The following is a 17,525-nucleotide window of genomic DNA, read 5'->3' as shown; positions in this document are numbered from 1 at the left end:
TATCGTCAGTAAGTATGGGGTTCTTCACGTCGGTCGCCGACGTCACCGAGAAGTTGGCCGCGGCCGGGTACCTCGCGTCCCCGGCCGTGGCCACGACCGTGTTCCTGGCCGACCGGCTCGAGAAGCCGTTACTCGTCGAAGGGCCGGCGGGAGTCGGTAAGACCGAACTCTCCAAGGCGGTCGCGGCCGCGAGCGGCGCGCGACTGGTGCGGCTCCAGTGCTACGAGGGCGTCGACGAGTCGCGCGCGCTCTACGAGTGGAACCACGCCAAGCAGCTCCTGCGCATCACCGCCGGGCAGGACGAGAGCTGGGAAGAGACGAAGGCGGACGTCTTCAGCGAGGAGTTCCTGCTCCCGCGTCCGCTGCTGACCGCGATCCAGGGCGACGAGCCGACCGTCCTGCTCATCGACGAGACCGACAAAGCCGACGTCGAGATCGAGGGCCTGCTGCTCGAGGTGCTCGGCGACTTCCAGATCACGGTGCCGGAGCTCGGCACGATCACCGCGACCCGCGCCCCGTTCGTCGTCCTCACCTCGAACGCGACCCGCGAACTCTCCGAAGCCCTGCGCCGCCGGTGTCTGTTCCTGCACATCGACTTCCCGGACGCCGCGCTCGAGGAGCGGATCGTCCGGCTGCGCGTCTCCGGTCTGGACGAGACCCTGGCGAACTCCGTCGTCCGCGTCGTGAACGCGCTGCGCTCGATGGAGCTGCGCAAGGCCCCCTCGGTCGCCGAGACCATCGACTGGGCCCGCACGCTGCTCGCGCTCGGGGCGGACACGCTCGACGAGCAGGTGGTCGCCGACAGCCTCGGTGTACTGCTCAAGCACCAGGCCGACGTCGTGCACGCGACCAAGCGACTCCGGCTGGACACGGTCCTCCGATGACGGTGCCGGGCCGGCTCGTCGAGTTCGTGCAGGCCCTGCGTGAGCACGGGTTGCAGATCGGGCCGGGGGAGACGATCGACGCGGCCGGCGCCGTCGACGCGCTCGGGCTCGCCGATCGCGAGCAGCTCCGCCACGGCCTGGCCGCCACGCTGCTGCGCCGCTCCGGCCACGAAGCGGTGTTCGACGCGGTGTTCGACCTCTACTTCCCGGTCGCGACCGGAGCGCCGGAGGCCGCCCGCGCCGACGGGGAGCCCCAGAGCCTGGACGAGCTCCGCGCGCGCCTCGCCGACGCGCTGGTCAGCGGGGACCAGGCGCTGCTGGCTCAGCTCGCGGCCGAGGCCGTCGCGCAGCTCGGCGCGTACGGTCAGGTCGGTCAGGGCGGCGAGGGCGCACCCGGGGCCGGCGGCTGGTCCGCCCACCAGGCGCTGGAGCGGCTCCGCCCGCAGACGCTCATCGCGTCGGTGGCCGAGCGCATGGCGGCGGGCGAGTTCGCCGATCGGCTGGCGCGCGACGAGGCGCGGCAGCGGGTGGCCGAGTTCGAGAAGCTGGTCGCGGCCGAGGCCCGCCGCCGGGTCGCCGAGCTGCGCGGCCGCGACCGGATCGCCCGCTACTCGATCCCGAAGGCCGCCGACCACCGCGACTTCGTCACCGCGAACCGCGAACAGCTCGCGGCGCTGCGCCGCACGGTCCAGCCGCTGTCCCGGCGGCTCGCGACACGGCTCGCCGCGCGGCGGCGTCACACCCGGAAAGGCGCGCTGGACCTGCGGAGGACGTTCCGCCGGTCGCTCTCGACCGGCGGCGTCGCGATGCGCCCGGCGTTCCGCAAGCCGCGCCCGGGGCGGCCGGAGATCGTGCTGCTCTGCGACGTCTCCGGCTCGGTGGCCGGGTTCGCCCACTTCACGCTCATGCTCGTCGAAGCGATGCACGACCAGTTCAGCCGCGTACGGGCGTTCGCGTTCGTCGACTCGACGGCGGAGGTGACCGAGCTGGTCGCCGACAACGACGCCGATCCGGCGCGGCTGGTGGAGCGCATCCTCTCCGAGTCCGGCGTGGTGCGGTGGGACGGACACAGCAACTACGGGCGGGCGCTGCGCGACTTCGCCACCGACTCGCTCGACGCGATCGGTCCGCGTACGTCGGTGCTCATCCTCGGCGACGCCCGGACGAACGGCGGCGACCCGAACCTGGGAGACCTGCGCCAGATCGTCGACCGCGCGAAGCGGACCTACTGGCTCAACCCCGAGCCGCGGGCGTCGTGGGGGAGCGGCGACTCGGCCACCGAGGCCTACCGGACGCTCGTGAACATGTACGAGTGCCGCAACGCCGACCAGCTCACTCACGTGATCAGCCGGGTCCTGCCGGTCTGAATCACTTCGGGTTAGATGAGGGCGTGACGGCGACTCTCCTGGACGGCAAGGCAACGGCGGCTCTGGTTCGGGCCGAGCTCCGCGACCGGGTGGCCGCGCTGCGCAAGCGCGGCGTGGCGCCGGGGCTGGGGACGGTGCTCGTCGGCGACGACCCGGGGTCGCGCGCCTACGTGGCCGGAAAGCACCGCGACTGCGCCGAGGTCGGCATCGAGAGCATCCGGGTCGACTTGCCCGCCGACGCCACCCAGCAGGACGTCGAAGGCGCGGTGGCGCGGTTGAACGCGGATCCGGCCTGCACCGGGTACATCGTCCAGCTGCCGCTGCCCCGCGGGCTCGACGCCAACCGGGTGCTCGAACTGATGGACCCGGACAAGGACGCCGACGGCCTGCACCCGACGAACCTCGGCCGGCTGGTGCTCGGCGTGCCCGCGCCGCTGCCCTGCACGCCGCGGGGAATCGTCGAGCTGCTGCGGCGGTACGGCGTGAAGCTCGACGGGGCGGAGGTGGTCGTCGTCGGCCGCGGCCTGACGGTCGGCCGGCCGCTGGGTCTGCTGCTCACGCGGCGCACCGAGAACTCCACCGTGACGTTGTGCCACACCGGCACCCGCAACCTGACCGAGCACACCCAGGCGGCGGACATCGTCGTGGTCGCGACCGGCCACGCACACATGCTGACGCCGGAGATGGTCAAGCCGGGCGCCGCGGTGCTCGACGTCGGCATCACGCGGACCGAGCTCGGCCTCGCCGGCGACGTCGACCCGGCGGTCGCCGAGGTCGCGGGTTTTCTCGCTCCGATGCCGGGCGGCGTAGGCCCGATGACGCGAGCGATGCTGCTGGCAAACGTGGTCGAAACCGCCGAGCGATTTGCCGAATGATGACGATCGGTTAGAAATCGCTTACCGAAAGCGACGGCCCGCCTGGATGATCCGGGCGGGCCGTCGCTTTTCCGACTCCGCGGACACCAAGCGATGAATTAACTCTGCGTTATTTATTAGGTACGGATTGGTGTTTCGGGCGGCTGTCCCGAGAAAATCGTGGCGAGTGTTACGGGGGCCCGGCGTTTTATCGGTGTCAGGTTTCTGACACTCTAGGCGGCGGCCATTCCGTCGCAAGGTTGACAACGCTCACGCAGCCTAGGGGAGAGACTGTTCCTGAGAACTTTTACAGAACCCCCAAAAATGGACATAAGTGCTTCGTGACAACTCGGACCTAAACGACTTAATGACCAATCGTTGCAAGTTCAACTGAATGCGGGCGTCCGACCAAACGGACTTCCGGTCATCTTTCCGAAATTGCTCTACGCTTTGGGCGGCGGTGAACAAAGCGACATGAAGTTTTGACTGCACCTTCACATGAGAGTGCGCATGTTGCTTATGATCGGTCCTTCGGAGGCACCGTTTGCAGTCTGAAGAGGGGCCTCCGAGTCAAGGTAAGCAAGTTGGACATAAGGGTAGATGCGTGCAATGCAGGGCGATTCTTGGATGGACGGCATGGAGGGGACCTGCCGAGTCACGGTGCGTGAATAACGCCGTGGTCGTTACATCCGAGATTTACGGCCCGCTGACGGAGCGGTCGGCCATCGTCACCCATCACCACACCGGAAATTTCCACGTCCGTGTCAGTCAGGGGCACGCCCCTGTCGGAGGAGGGCTGCAATGACCGCGCCGAACCGGGCTGCGACGAGCGAAGATGACTCGTCAGCCCAAAACTCGGCAGTTGGCCGGGTGCGCGTCCCCTCGGCGCGCCCGGCCGCCGATTCCGAGGGATCGGCAGGCGGTTCCGATCGCGCCGATGACCGAAACGACGCCGGGGGCAGGCAGCCCGAGGCGTCCGGTCGTGCGTCGGTGAGTGGCTCTGCCTCGGTCAGCGGCTCCGCGTCCGTGAGCGGTGCGCCGTCGTACGGGGGCCCGGCCTCCGGATCCGCTTCGGTGAGTGGTGCTCCCGTCAGCGGTGCGGCGTCGGTGCCGGGCTCGTCCGGGCGCGCGAGCGTCCCGGTCCAGCCCCCGGCCGGCCGTGACGACGACGGACGTGGCCGCGCGTCGGTTCCGGCTCAGCCGGGCCGTGCCTCCGTGCCGCCTCCGCCCGAGCCCCGCGACTGGGCCGGTCCGCCGGCCGGTGGCCCGACCGGGCCACCGCCCGAGGCGTCGGGCCGGGCCCGGATCCCGGTGTCCCGCCCCGAGCCGGACGCCGACCAGGGCTACTCGGGTCAGCCCGGCTACGACCAGAACTACGACCAGCGGGGTTACGACCAGGGCTACGACCAGCCCTCCGCCTACGGCACGGCCCGACCGCAGTCGGCGCCGCCGCAGCAGTCGGCCCCCCAGGCACCGCAGCAGCCGAGCGGTCCGCCCCCGCAGCAGTACGACACCCGTCCGCAGCCCGACGGCCAGTACCGGCAGCCCGCGACCCGCGGCGGCCACGGCTACGAGGACAGCGGCGAGTACATCCGCCCGATCTTCATCGACGCTCCGCCGATGCCGGCGCCGAGCGCGGAAGAGACGGCGCTGCTCAACATCGTCCACGAACCGTTCGGCCCCGCCCCGCGGATGGTCGCGATCGGCCGTGCGACGGTCCCGGTCTTCTCCCGGCCGGACGCCCGCGAAGAGGTTCCCGAGACGGGCCTGGACGCGGCGTTCGAACTGGACAAGACCGGCCAGTTCGGCATCGAGCGCATCCACGGCCCGCGCGAGACCTACGACTACGAGGGCTACAGCACGCTGGCCGGCCCGATCCAGGCCGCGCCGCAGGGCGAGTACCGGGTGCAGATGCGTCGGCTGTTCCGCCGCCGCCCGCTGCGCACCGCGCTCGTGACGATGCTCGCGCTCATCGTCGAGGTGACGTTCTTCGCCTGGCTGTTGATCGCCGGCAAGATGCCGAAGGTCGAGGGACACCAGGCGCTCTACGCGGCCACGATCTTCGTGATCGTCTGCACGGCGCTGGTGGAGCTGTTCCGCCTGATCAACGTCCTGACGCTCTGCATCATGACGCTGAGCGTCCGGGACCCGATCCCGGTCGCACCGCCCTCGGGCATGCGGGTCGCGTTCCTCACCACGATCGTCCCCGGCCGCGAGCCGGTGGACGTCGTCCGGCGCACGCTCATCGCCGCGAAGCACATCCGCCACGACGGTCCGTTCGACGTCTGGCTGCTCGACGAGGGCGACGACGACGAGGTCAAGGCGATGTGCGCCGAGCTCGGAGTCCGGCACTTCACCCGCCGTCACGTGCCGCAGTGGAACACCAAGCACGGTCCGCACAAGGCGCGTACCAAGCACGGCAACTACAACGCCTGGATCATCAGCCACGCGCGCGAGTACGACGCGTTCGTCTCGGTCGACCCCGACCACGCGCCGCTGCCGAACTACTGCGAGCGGATGCTCGGGTACTTCCGCGACCCGAACGTCGGCTTCGTGATCGGTCCCCAGGTCTACGGCAACTACGACAACTTCGTGACCCGATGGGCCGAGTCCCAGCAGTACCTGTTCCACTCGGTGCTGCAGCGGGCCGGCAACCGGCTCGGTATCCCGATGCTCGTCGGTACCAACAACGCGGTCCGCATCGACGCGCTGCTGTCGATCCGCGGTCTGCAGGACTCGATCACCGAGGACATGGCGACGAGCATCGTCGCCCACACCACGAAGAACCCGGCGACCGGCAAGAAGTGGCGTTCGGTCTACACGCCCGACGTCCTCGCCGTCGGTGAGGGCCCCGCGTCCTGGACCGACTTCTTCACCCAGCAGCACCGCTGGTCGCGCGGCACCGACGAGGTGCTCATGCGGTCGTTCTGGAAGCGCGGCTGGAAGCTCGGCCCGCGTCGGATGCTGCACTACATGCTCCTGATGTCGTTCTACCCGCTGACCGCGGTCGCCTGGATGCTCGGCGCGGCCACCTGTGCTCTCTCGGTCATCCTGGGGACGAAGGGCGTGCAGGTACCGCTGCAGGTCTGGCTGATGCTCTACGTGGACGCCGCGGTGCTCCAGGTCGGGCTGTACCTGTGGAACCGGAGGCACAACGTCAGCCCGCACGAGAGCGCCGGTTCGTCCGGTGCGGTGGGCATGCTGATGTCCACGATGTCGGCGCCGATCTACGTCTCGTCGTTCGTCGGTGCCCTGCTGGGCCGGAAGAGCGGTTTCGTCGTCACGCCCAAGGGCGACTCGGCGAGCCCCGACCGCTTCCGGACGTTCAGCCTCCACCTCACCTGGGCCGCGTTCTTCGCCGCCCTGGTCCTCGTTTCCATCCCACTCGGGCATGCCTGGGGTCCGCTCTGGATCTGGCCGTTGCTGAACTGCTTCGTCTGTCTGCTGCCCGTGATCATCTGGCGCTACGAGACCCCGCTGCGTCGCCGTCAGGCGCGTAAGGCCGCCGCCGCCCATCCGCAGTCCGCACGCAACCAGCACCTGGAGACCGCTGCATGAGTCCCCGGAAAAGGCCGTCGTTAGGCCGTCGTCTCGTCACGCTCGTGACCTCTGCCGGAGTGATCGCGATCCTCGCGATCGTCAACCGGCCGATGGTGGCCTTCGGCCAGGAGCAGTACCACCAGTTCCAGATCAACCGGGCGTCGTACAAGTCCGAGTACGGCCACTGGGACATGCTTCCCGTGCCGTCGAACTTCAAGGTCAACGCGATCCACGCGGCCTTGCTGCCGACCGGCAAGGTGCTGATCATCGCGGGCTCGGGCAACAAGGAAGACGAGTTCAAGGCGGGCTCGTTCAAGACCTTGATCTGGGACCCGGCCACGAACCACTTCAAGATCATCACGACGCCGACCGACATCTTCTGCGCCGGCCACGCCTTCCTCACCAACGGCAACCTGCTGGTCGCCGGCGGCACGAAGAAGTACGAGCTGCTCGAGAACAAGGTCACGCACGCCGCCGGCGTCCTGAAGATCAAGCAGGAGTCGCCGGACAGCGGCGTCACCGAACTCGACAAGGGCACGATCGTCACGTCCAAGACCGGCGTGAAGTACAAGCTCACGACCGACGTCAAGGTTCCGCCCGCCAAGAAGGTGAGCGTCCACACCGAGACCACGGTCACGCCGAGCGAGGTCGAGGTCTGGATCGAGGCCGTCGAAAAGGGCAAGGGTTCGGTCATCCCGAAGCTGACCCAGTTCGACATCGAGGGTCTGACCGGTGACGACAAGACCACGATGTACGGCATCGCCGAGAAGCTGACGATGGAGAAGCAGGAGTACACCGGCGCGGAGTACTCCTACGAGTTCAACCCGTTCACCGAGAAGTACGAGCGGACCGGCAACCTGAACGAGCCGCGGTGGTACCCGACGCTCATTCCGACCGCTGACAACAAGGTGCTGGCGCTCTCGGGTCTCGACCAGTTCGGCCGGATCGACACCGGCAAGACCGAGGTCTACAACGAGGCCACCAAGAAGTGGGAGTTCCAGCCCAAGCTCAACCGGTACTTCCCGACGTACCCGTCGGTGTTCCTGATGCAGAACGAGAAGCTGTTCTACTCGGGCTCGAACGCCGGCTACGGAAACGCCGAGAAGGGCCGCACCCCCGGTATCTGGGACCTCAAGACCAACAAGTTCCAGGAAGTCACCGGTCTCCGCGAGCCGGAGATGAACGAGACCAGCGCCTCGGTGATGCTCGCACCGGCGCAGGACCAGAAGGTCATGGTCCTCGGTGGCGGCGGCGTCGGTGAGGACCCGAAGTCGACGGCACGCACCGACATCATCGACCTGAAGGAAGCCACGCCGACCTTCAAGCCGGGCCCGGACCTGCCGGCGCCGACCCGCTACCTGGGCACGGTGCTGCTGCCGGACGACACGCTCTACACCGGGCACGGTTCGTCGGGGTACCGCGGTAAGGGCAACAGCGATCACCTGACCGCGCAGATCTACCACCCCGACACGAACAAGTTCACCAAGGCGGCCGACCCCACCGTCGGCCGGAACTACCACGCCGAGTCGATGCTGCTGCCCGACGGCCGCGTCATCACGCTGGGTTCCGACCCGCTGTACGACAAGTCCGACAAGAACCCGGGCACGTTCGAGAAGCGGATCGAGATCTTCACGCCGGCGTACCTGTACCACGGCGACCGGCCGAAGATCACCGACGGACCCAAGTCGGTGAAGCGCGGCGGCAGCTACTCGTTCACGACGCCGGACGCAGGCAACATCGCGACCGCGCGCCTGATGCGCCCGAGCACGGTCACCCACTCCACCGACGTCGAGCAGCGCTCGATCGCGCTGGACCTGACCAAGACCGCGGACGGGATCGGCGTGACGATCCCGAAGGAGCGCGGGCTGGTGCCGTCGGGTTGGTACATGCTGTTCGTGACCAACTCCGATGGAACGCCGTCGGAGGCGAAGTTCGTGCAGGTGCAGTAAGCGGTTGAGAACGGCGGGCCATCCTTTCGAGGGTGGCCCGCCGTTTTCGTGTTTCTAGGGGGTCAGGTGTCGGTGTCGGTGCGGCTTGGTGCCGTGATTCCGTGCCTTCGCGCTGTTCGCGCCAAGTCGTGTGACGTCGCGTCGAGCTGCGTTAATCGGTTTCGTCTTGTGCTGCTCGATGGGGCCTCGCTTCGCAGCGGTCAGCTTCGCGCGCCCGTGTGCTCACGTTGTCTGCACGCTCTGGGCCGCTCGGCTCCGTGCGGCCGCATCTCCGCTCCGCTGGTTTCGCTCCGCTGGTTTCGCTCCGCTGGTTTCGCTCCGCTGGTTTCGCTCCGCTGGTTTCGCTCCGCGCTGCTGGTGCCGCTGCGCCGCTTGGTCCCACGCCGCCCTGCGCCGTTCGGTTTCGAGGCCGTCCCGCGCCGCTCCGCGCGGTGTTGCTCCACGCGGTGTTGCTCCGCGCTGCCGTATCGGGAGCTGCCAGCTGGACTGGTGCGTACACGCGTGATGCGCCTGCGACTGGTGCGCATACACATGATGTTTCGCGACTGCTGTGCACATGCGTGGTGCGCCAACACCCCTGGTGCGCCTGCGCTTTGGAACGCCACGCTTGGTACGCCTGCGCCTGGAGCGCCACGCCTGGAGTGCCGCGTGTGGAGTGCCGCGCGTGGAGTGCCGCGCCTGGAGTGCCATGTCTGCAGGGCCATGTCTGCAGGGCCATGTCTGCAGGGCCATGTCTGCAGGGCCATGTCTGGAGCGCCCCGCCCGGTATGGCGCGGTGTCTGCGTCGCGAGTTCCGAGCCGCGCACCCTGCTGCAGCCCATGGGCCGCCAACCTGTTCGGCTGGGGAGCGATGCTCGGGTGTCCGTCGGGAAGCGGTCGCTCACCTAGCGGAACCTGGCCGGGCTCGCCGCGAACCCAGCACGATCCATCGCAGCCTTGCGAGCGAGCGCCTTCCCCCTCGGCGGCGAGTAAGCCCGCGATTTTGCTCCTAGCCCTCTGCCCCATGCGCTGCGGAAAGCTGCACGTCCGGGCGCCCACATTGCTCCATCTCGCGCCGCCTCCGAATAGAAGATCGCGCTCCGCGGCTGCCCACACGCCCGCATTCGCCCATGCATGCCCCGAGCTGAGCCCCGCCACCTACGCTCGCGCCGAGCGGCTCCCCGCGCCGAGCGGCTCCCCGCGCCGAGCGGCTCCCCGCGCCGAGCGGCTCCCCGCGCCGAGCGGCTCCCCGCGCTGTGCTGCTTCCCGCGCCGAGCCGCTCTCCGCGCCGAGCCTGTGTCCGCGCGCTGAACCGGATGCCCCTACGCCCACACACAAACTGCGCTTCCCCGCGCTTACGCACAGAACCCGCGTTTCCCGTGCCCGCCGCCCGCGCGAACTGCACCCCGCGCTCGAACCGCATCCCGCGCTCGAACTGCATCCCGCGCTCGAACTGCATCCCGCGCTCGAACTGCATCCCGCGCTCGAACTGCATCCCGCGCTCGAACCGCACTCACTGTCGCCCAGTGATCCGCAGAGACCCGCCCCGCCGACCAGCATTCACCTCAACGCAGTGAGCCCCGACCACCCGGCCGGGGCTCACCAAACTGAACGCAGTACGCCTTAAACCGCTCTCAGCCCTACGAAGAAGCCTTCGCAAGCTCCAACGCATACTCCGTCCACCACTGACCCGCCTGCGGCGCTCCGTCGCGGCACGCGCCGTCCGAATCCCCGGGCTGCTTCACCCAGAGGAACGCGTCCACCCCGGGGATCCCCGTGTCGCTCGTCGGAGGCGTACCGAGAGCCCGCCCCGGCGGGTTGCACCACTTCAGATCGTCCGAATTATCGGTGTACGGACCGTTGCCGTTCCGGCTCGTGTCGATGACGAAATGCTCGCCCTCGAGCGCCTCCGACAGTTTGTTGCCGTACGCCACGCTCGCGTCCGTCGTCTCGAAGTTCGACACGTTGAGCGCGAAGCCGTCGGCCTTGTTGACGCCGACCTTCTTCAGGGCTTCGACCATCCGGGAGAAGTCCTTGATCCAGGAGGCGTTCCCGGCGTCCACGTAGACGTGCGTCTGCGGGTTGGTCTTCAGCGTGGTGATCGCGTACGCCAGCAGCTCGTACCGTTCGGCGATCTGTCCCTCGTCGGAGATGCAGTTGTCGAGGGTGTGCGCGATCGCGTCCGGCTCGAGGATGACCACGCCGCCGTGGCTCTTGAGGCCGGCTGCGATCTCGTCGATGTAGGCCTTGTAGTCCTCGGCGTCGGAGGCGCCACCGGACGAGTACTGTCCGCAGTCACGGTGTGGCACGTTGTAGACGGTCATGACCGCCTCCTGGCCGACCTTGTGCGCGGCGTCGACGAGCGCCGACACCTCTTCGGTCGTGCCGCCGTGCCCCGCGGCCAGCCAGGTCGCGACCGGACGGGACGCGATCTTCTTGATCTGCGCCGCGTCGGCCTTGTTCCCGTCGGCCTCGAGCTGGGCGACGTTCTGCGACGCCGGGTTCTCGGGGTTGACGTAGAACTTCTTTCCGGACAACGGGTTGTCCGGGTCGATCCTGGCCGTGGGCTTCGACGTCTGCGGCTCCTCGTCGGAACCGCCCGACGTGAGCATGATCGTCAGACCACACGCCACGAGAGCGACGACGACCGCGAGCCCGATGATCAGCGGTGTGCCGATCCGCTGCGGCCGGCGATGCCGGGGAGCCGGAGGTACCGGAGGTGCCACAGGTGCCGCCTGGTCTTCCACTTCGAGGTTCCCGCCCTGTCCCATTGACTCCCGCCTGACCGTACACGCCCGATGCCAGCCGTTCTGTGTGCCAACCAACTGGTCTGCACACCCCGTTGACGGCATCGTTCGCTACCGGCCGCCGCGGGTCAGTCGGATATCGGTCTCCCCGTTCGCGACGCCGACCACACTGTCGGCTGTCACACCGTTCCCACACGTTTGTGGGGAACGAAAAAGTTCACATCATGACCGGGACTGATAAAACGTCCACGCGTCGGACACGATCGAGTGCAGGTCAGGGCGCTGCGGCACCCAGCCGAGCTCGGCGGCGGCCCGGGCGCTGGAGGCGACCAGCTCGGCCGGGTCACCGGCGCGGCGCGCCGCCATCTCGACCGGCAGCGTGCGCCCGGTGACCTCGCGGACGACGTCGACGACCTGCCGGTTGCTGAAGCCGTTGCCGTTGCCCAGGTTGTAGACCTTGTGCCGCGAGGGCTCGATCGCTTCGAGGGCCAGCAGGTGCGCGGTGGCCAGGTCGGCGACATGGATGTAGTCGCGCACGCAGGTTCCGTCGGGCGTCGGGTAGTCGTCGCCGAAGAGTTGGAGCTTCTCGCGCTTGCCGGCCGCGACGTCGAGCGCGATCGGGATCAAGTGGGTCTCGGGGTCGTGCCGCTCGCCCAGGGCCGGGCCGGACTCCGGGAGGTACGCGCCGGCCACGTTGAAGTACCGCAGGCTGATCGCTCCGAGCCCGTGCGCGGTGCACTCGGCCCCGATCGCGGCGTCGACCGAGAGCTTCGTCCAGCCGTACGGGTTGGTGGGCGCCTTCACCGCGTCCTCGGTGATCGGCACCTCCTGCGGGTTGCCGTAGACCGCCGCGGTCGAGCTGAACACCAGTCGGGGGACGCGCGCCGCGCGCACGGCGTCGAGCAGAGCGAGCGAGCCGATGACGTTCGTGTGGTAGTGCCGCTCCGGGAACTGCACCGACTCTCCGGCGGCGATCTTGGCCGCGAAGTGCAGCACCCCGTCGAAGCCGGTCGAGGGGGTCAGGACGGAGGCGACGTCGTGCACCGACATCTCGTGCAGCGTCACCCCGTCCGGAACGACGTCGGCGTGGCCGGTGGAGAGGTCGTCGAGCACTGTGACGTCGTGACCGGCGTCGACAAGCAGTCGCACCACCACCCCGCCGATGTAGCCCGCGCCGCCCGTCACCAGCAGTTTCATTTCAGCTCCTCGTCACTGCCCCGGATGTCACAGATCGTAGCGATCAAGCCTGGGGAGCATCCGGGCGGTCAACCCTGACAGAATGCGGGCCATGGGTGAGACACGTCCCCGGGTGCTGTCCGGCATTCAGCCCACCAGCGACTCGTTCCATCTCGGCAACTATCTCGGGGCCCTGCGCAACTGGGTGTCGATGCAGCAGACCCACGACTGCTTCTACTGCGTCGTCGACCTGCATGCGATCACGGCTGGTCATGACCCGGAGACGCTCCGGCGTCGCACCCGGGTGAGCGCGGCGCAGCTGCTCGCGGTCGGCATCGACCCGCAGGAGTCGACCCTGTTCGTGCAGAGCCACGTGCCCGAGCACGCACAGCTGGCCTGGGTGTTCAGCTGCATCACCGGGTTCGGTGAGGCCAGCCGGATGACCCAGTTCAAGGACAAGTCGTCGAAGGGTGGCGTCGACCGGTCGAGCGTCGGCCTGTTCACGTACCCGATCCTGCAGGTCGCCGACATCGTCCTCTACCAGGCCGACGCGGTACCGGTGGGCGAGGACCAGCGGCAGCACGTCGAGCTGTCCCGGGACCTCTCGCAGCGGTTCAACAACACGTACGGGCCGGTCTTCACGGTGCCCAAGCCGTTCATCGTCAAGGAGACCGCGAAGATCTACGACCTGCAGGACCCGACGGCGAAGATGAGCAAGTCGGCGTCGTCGCCGGCCGGCATCATCGACCTGCTCGACGAGCCGAACCGCACGGCGAAGAAGATCCGTTCCGCGGTGACCGACACCGGCCGGGAGATCGTGTTCGACCCGGAGAACAAGCCCGGCGTCAGCAACCTGCTGACGATCTACTCCGCGCTCTCCGGCCGCACGATCGACGAGCTGACCGGCGCCTACGAGGGCAAGGGCTACGGCGACCTGAAGAAGGACCTCGCGGTGGTGGTGTCGGACGCGCTCGCGCCGATCCAGAAGGCCACCCAGGGCTACCTCGACGACCCGGCCGAGCTAGACCGCGTGCTCGCGATCGGAGCCGGGAAGGCCCGCGAGGTCGCGAGCGCGACGCTGGCCGCCGCGTACGACCGCATCGGATTCCTCCCGGCGCTCCCGTGACCCGCACCATCGGCGTCGCGCTGTCGATCCCCGCTCCGTACGGCGGCCAGCTGGACGAGTTCCGGCGGGCCGCCGGTGACCCGATGGCCGAGTTCATCCCGGCGCACGTCACGCTGCTCGGGCCGACCCCGCTGGCCGACGACGAGGTGCCGGCCGCCGTCGAGCACCTGCGCGTGGCGGCCACCCGGCACACGTCCTTCGACCTGCACCTGCGGGGGAGCGGGACGTTCCGCCCGATCACCGCGGTGGTGTTCGTGGCCGTCGCGACCGGTATCAGCGAGTGCGAGATGCTGGAGAAGGACATCCGCACCGGTCCGCTCGACCGCGAACGGCTCTACCCGTACCACCCGCACGTGACCGTCGCGCACGACCTCGACGACGACACCCTGGACCGCGTCTATGCGCAGCTCGCGCATTTCGAAGCGCGGTTTCGGGTATCGGGATTTACGTTGTTCGAGCACGGTGTCGACGGGCGGTGGCGCCCGCAGCAGGATTTCCCCTTCTCCACGTAAGGGGCGATGGGGGGCGCGGCATGGCCGATCGGTTCGTCGCGTTCCCGGGGATACCGGCGCGGATCGTCGGGCCGGTGCGCCGTGCCCGGCAGCGCCTCCGGTGGTTCGACACGATGATTCGGGCCGCCGTCCGGTTCGACCAGATCAACGGCGGTCGCCTCGCGGCGGCGATGAGCTACTACGCGTTCCTGGCGGTTTTCCCGCTCCTGTTGCTGTCGTTCTCCGTGCTCGGGTTCCTGCTCTCCGACGACGCCGTGCTGACGCTGCGCGTCGAGTCGTTCCTGCGGCAGAACATTCCGGGGCTACCTGTCACCGCGATCGCCGACGCGCGTAACACCGCCGGTGTCATCGGCGTGGTGGGGTTCCTCTTCGCCGGCTGGCGCTGGGTCGACTGCATCCGCACGTCCGTGCGTGCCATCTGGCGGCGCAACGAGTACCCGGGCAACTGGTTCCTGCGGACGTTGAGCGACCTGGTGGCGCTGCTCGGCCTCGGTGCCGCCCTGCTGCTCTCGGTCGGAGTCACGATCGTGCTCTCCAGCGGCGCGGAGTGGCTGCTCGGTGCGGCCGGTCAGGACGGCGCCGGCCTCGGTGACAACTCGCTGGGTGTCCTGGCGTTCGTCGCCGGGCTGGTCGTGAACGTCGTCGCGTTCGTCGGGTTCCTGTCCGGGCTGCCCCGGCTGCGCATGTCGTTCCGGCGGATCATCGGCCCGGCGCTGCTCGGCGCGGTGGGGTTGGAGCTGCTCAAGACCGTCGGCCGGGTCTACATCAGGACGACGGAGTCCAATCCGGCCTACACCGTGGTGGCCGGAACCGTCGGTCTCCTCGTCTTCCTCAACCTGTTCGCCCAGCTGCTGCTCTACTGTGCCGCGCTTACCGCGGTCGCCACCCGCGGCGGCGTGGTCATCGACCGCAACGCGTCTCCGGGGGAGGCCGACTGCGTGGAAGTGGTCGCCGTCATCGAGGCCCCTCCTGCCGGCGGGGGTCGGTCGGACGCCGGGGACGATCCGGACGTGCCGACGGTCCGTTATATCGCTGCGGCGGACGGCTCGACGGTCGTGGACCGGACGGACCCCGATCCGGCTCCCGGCGCTGAGTCCGGGGAGCCCCGCCGGGACCGACCGGATGGGGTAGCCGAGCCGACCGACGTCGTCGTGCCCGGGCACGCACCTGTCGAGCCCTGAGCAACCCGATCCCGAGCACCAGCAGGCTGACCCCGGTCACTCCGACGCCCACGAAGTACGGCGACGGCCCCTCTGCGGTGCCGTCGGGGACCACGGCGTCCGTCCGGGACGCCTCCGGGGCCTTCTCCGGCGCGGTGGCCTTCGCGTCGTCGGCGTCCGCGACCAGGCGGCCCACCGGCTCGGTGCCCGACGGCAGCGCGAAGCCCCAGTCGAGCAGCCCGGCGGCCTGCTGCCAGAGCGGCTGCGGGCGGTGCTCGCCGTCGAGCATCGTGACGACCAGGCGGCGCCCGTTCCGGCTCGCCGCGCCCATGTAGGTGTGCCGAGCGGTGTCGGTGTACCCGGTCTTGCCGCCGATCGCGCCGTCGTAGTTGTAGAGCAGTTTGTTGTCGTTCTGGATCTGGAAGCCGGCGTAGGTGCGCGGCGGCTGCACGTTCGGTTTCTGGCCGGGGATCTGCGCCGACTTCGTCGCCGTGTACCTGCGGAAGTCGGCGCGGGCGAAGTCGGCCTTCGCGATCAGCGCCAGGTCGTACGCGCTGGTCCACTGACCCGGCCCGTCGAGCCCGGACGGGGTCACCGCTTTGGTGTCCCGGGCGCCGAGCTTCTCGGCGGTCTCGTTCATCGCGGCCAGCCCGCCCTTGACGCCGTTCTCACCTCCGGCCAGGCGCGCCAGCACGTTCGCGGCGTCGTTGCCGGAGACGAGCATGAGCCCCAGCAGGATCGTCTCCACCTTGTACCGGCCCCCCTCGACCAGCCCGACCGCCGAACTGCCGGACTCGAACGCCAGGTCGGCCGACGTGACCGTGACGACCTGTTCGGGCTTCACGCGGGGGAGCGCGGTGAGCGCGGTGAGCAGCTTGAGCGTGCTGGCCGGCTGGTGCAGCGCGTGCGGGGAGCAGGCCGCGAGCACCTCGCCGCTGTCGAGGTCGGCCAGCACCCATGAGTGGGCGTTCAGGCCCTTCGGAAGGCGGGCCGCCACGCCGTCGGGCAGCACCAGCCCGGTGCTGCCCATCCGCTCGCCGCCGACCGGGTCCTCGGTGTTGTCCGACTCCGGCGGCGTCGGCCGTGGCGGAGCGCTGACCGGCGGGGACGCCTTGGCGATCGGGCAGGGCGGATCGTCGGCCGCGGCCGCCGGCCGCGCTCCGGGAAAGCTGACGGAGCACACCAACGCGAGCGCCGCTGCTGCGAGTCGAACCGGCTTCACCGGGCGAACGCTACCCGGGTCCGGGCGCGCCGCCCGGCAGGCCGACGCCTCAGACCACCGGTGGCGTGGTGGAGGTGCTCTCCAGTAACGCGTCGAGCTTCTTCTCGATCGCGTCGAACCGCTGGTCGACGTATTCCTTGAGCTCGGTGACCTGGTCGGAGTGGTCCTTGCGCAGCACCGACTCGCGGTAGGCGCCACCCCGGCCGCCGTGGACGGTGTCGTCGATCGCGTCGAGCTGCTTGCGCACGCGATCCCACTGCGCCTGCGGCACCTGGGCCATGTCTTCTCCTCCGCTGGTCCGAAAGTTCTCCCAGTCCCGCATGATCGACGAGTTGTCGGACTCGTGACCGGCGAGGCCGGACAGGTGCAGATGATGGTCGGACGACGAGTACGTGCCGCGGAACGAGTCCTTACGGGTGTACTGGTGCCCGTTGATGTTCAGGTAGTAGACCCACTTGTACGCGCCGTTGCGCAGCCGTGGGATCAGCCAGCGCTCGAGCCCCGACATGTTGGGGGCCGTGATGTCGATCGCGTACACCTTGCCGAAGCGGCACGCGCGCCCGTTCCAGCCCTCGGAGCACCAGGGCGTGTGGCCGCCGGAGCCGCGTAGGTGGGAGGCGTTGCCGATGACGCCGAGACAGCGGTAGCCGCGGTTCGCCAGGCGCTGGACGTCGTCGTACTCGTCCGCCACGGCCTCGATCGGCGTCCAGCGGACGTTCGCCCCGTTGGAGGGGCGGATCACCGAGCCGCCGTTGCGGATGCCTGCGGCTCTCACCACCGTGGCGGTGGCCGCGCCCGGACGGGCGGCTTGGATAGTGGGTGGAGAGATCTGCCCGGAGAACGGTTCCTCCGGATCGAGGATCTCGCGGGGCCAGGACGATGCGTCCGCTGTCGGTTCCAGAGTGTCCTCGAGCGAGGGCATGATCTCGGCTAACGCCTCGAGTTCAGCCTCGGTGTGGACCTCCTCCGGATCGGAGGGCACGACATCACCCGGCAGTGGCTCGGACAC

11 protein-coding genes and 1 pseudogene are annotated in these 17,525 nt (G+C 69.0%); 8 read left to right on the top strand and 4 right to left on the bottom strand.

Translation table 11 applies throughout. The features are described from left to right. The first annotated feature begins 14 nt into the window (after window positions 1–14). The 5 genes from CRYAR_RS38820 to glxA all read left to right on the top strand — a co-directional run bounded on the left by CRYAR_RS38820 (window position 15) and on the right by glxA (window position 8,594). Entirely contained in the window at window positions 15–884 is an 870-nt protein-coding gene (locus tag CRYAR_RS38820; RefSeq protein WP_035858284.1) for an AAA family ATPase, read from the top strand. Next, entirely contained in the window at window positions 881–2,251 is a 1,371-nt protein-coding gene (locus tag CRYAR_RS38815; protein ID WP_035858283.1) for a vWA domain-containing protein, read from the top strand. Before CRYAR_RS38820 ends, CRYAR_RS38815 begins: the two co-directional genes overlap by 4 nt. Before the next feature lie 23 nt (window positions 2,252–2,274). Beyond that, window positions 2,275–3,126, top strand: a complete 852-nt coding sequence (locus CRYAR_RS38810) for a bifunctional methylenetetrahydrofolate dehydrogenase/methenyltetrahydrofolate cyclohydrolase (protein ID WP_035858281.1) — start codon at window positions 2,275–2,277, stop codon at window positions 3,124–3,126. Window positions 3,127–4,179: 1,053 nt separating this feature from the next. Further along, the gene (locus CRYAR_RS38805) at window positions 4,180–6,663 is read left to right on the top strand and encodes a glycosyltransferase family 2 protein (protein WP_211247856.1); all 2,484 of its coding nucleotides are present in this window, start codon (window positions 4,180–4,182) and stop codon (window positions 6,661–6,663) included. After that, complete coding sequence (gene glxA, locus CRYAR_RS38800) at window positions 6,660–8,594, top strand: radical copper oxidase GlxA (protein WP_035858280.1); 1,935 nt, start codon at window positions 6,660–6,662, stop codon at window positions 8,592–8,594. The genes CRYAR_RS38805 and glxA overlap by 4 nt, the downstream gene beginning before the upstream one ends. Window positions 8,595–10,213: 1,619 nt before the next feature. Here glxA and CRYAR_RS38790 read toward each other — a convergent pair. Then, window positions 10,214–11,299: a glycoside hydrolase family 6 protein gene (locus CRYAR_RS38790; RefSeq protein WP_051571542.1), complete on the bottom strand. Its 1,086-nt coding sequence runs from the start codon at window positions 11,297–11,299 to the stop codon at window positions 10,214–10,216. A 243-nt stretch (window positions 11,300–11,542) separates the two neighbouring features. Beyond that, window positions 11,543–12,517, bottom strand: a complete 975-nt coding sequence (gene galE, locus CRYAR_RS38785) for a UDP-glucose 4-epimerase GalE (protein WP_035858275.1) — start codon at window positions 12,515–12,517, stop codon at window positions 11,543–11,545. A 91-nt stretch (window positions 12,518–12,608) separates the two neighbouring features. Between galE and trpS the strand changes: the two genes are divergently transcribed. The 3 genes and pseudogenes from trpS to CRYAR_RS49980 all read left to right on the top strand — a co-directional run. Further along, window positions 12,609–13,622: a tryptophan--tRNA ligase gene (trpS, locus tag CRYAR_RS38780; protein WP_035858273.1), complete on the top strand. Its 1,014-nt coding sequence runs from the start codon at window positions 12,609–12,611 to the stop codon at window positions 13,620–13,622. Next, a complete protein-coding gene (locus tag CRYAR_RS38775; protein WP_035858271.1) occupies window positions 13,619–14,134 on the top strand; it encodes a 2'-5' RNA ligase family protein in 516 nt (171 codons plus the stop codon). The genes trpS and CRYAR_RS38775 overlap by 4 nt, the downstream gene beginning before the upstream one ends. A gap of 20 nt (window positions 14,135–14,154) precedes the next feature. Next, a pseudogene (locus tag CRYAR_RS49980) lies at window positions 14,155–15,006 on the top strand (YihY/virulence factor BrkB family protein); the annotation flags it as partial. 82 nt (window positions 15,007–15,088) lie between these two features. Here CRYAR_RS49980 and CRYAR_RS51100 read toward each other — a convergent pair. Beyond that, window positions 15,089–16,516: a serine hydrolase gene (locus tag CRYAR_RS51100; protein ID WP_084701526.1), complete on the bottom strand. Its 1,428-nt coding sequence runs from the start codon at window positions 16,514–16,516 to the stop codon at window positions 15,089–15,091. Between the two features lie 49 nt (window positions 16,517–16,565). After that, window positions 16,566–17,525, bottom strand: a complete 960-nt coding sequence (locus CRYAR_RS38760) for a hypothetical protein (RefSeq protein ID WP_035858267.1) — start codon at window positions 17,523–17,525, stop codon at window positions 16,566–16,568.

This window comes from Cryptosporangium arvum DSM 44712 (assembly GCF_000585375.1).
Lineage (GTDB): Bacteria > Actinomycetota > Actinomycetes > Mycobacteriales > Cryptosporangiaceae > Cryptosporangium > Cryptosporangium arvum.
The sequence above is the reverse complement of the archived record's forward strand: the minus strand, read 5'-3'. Positions and strand labels throughout refer to the sequence as shown.

Bases quoted from the DNA above. Each gene is read 5' to 3' on its own strand.
- CRYAR_RS38820 (WP_035858284.1), top strand. From the start codon at position 15: ATGGGGTTCTTCACGTCGGTCGCCGACGTCACCGAGAAGTTGGCCGCG.
- CRYAR_RS38815 (WP_035858283.1), top strand. From the start codon at position 881: ATGACGGTGCCGGGCCGGCTCGTCGAGTTCGTGCAGGCCCTGCGTGAG.
- glxA (WP_035858280.1), top strand. From the start codon at position 6,660: ATGAGTCCCCGGAAAAGGCCGTCGTTAGGCCGTCGTCTCGTCACGCTC.
- galE (WP_035858275.1), bottom strand. From the start codon at position 12,517: ATGAAACTGCTGGTGACGGGCGGCGCGGGCTACATCGGCGGGGTGGTG.
- trpS (WP_035858273.1), top strand. From the start codon at position 12,609: ATGGGTGAGACACGTCCCCGGGTGCTGTCCGGCATTCAGCCCACCAGC.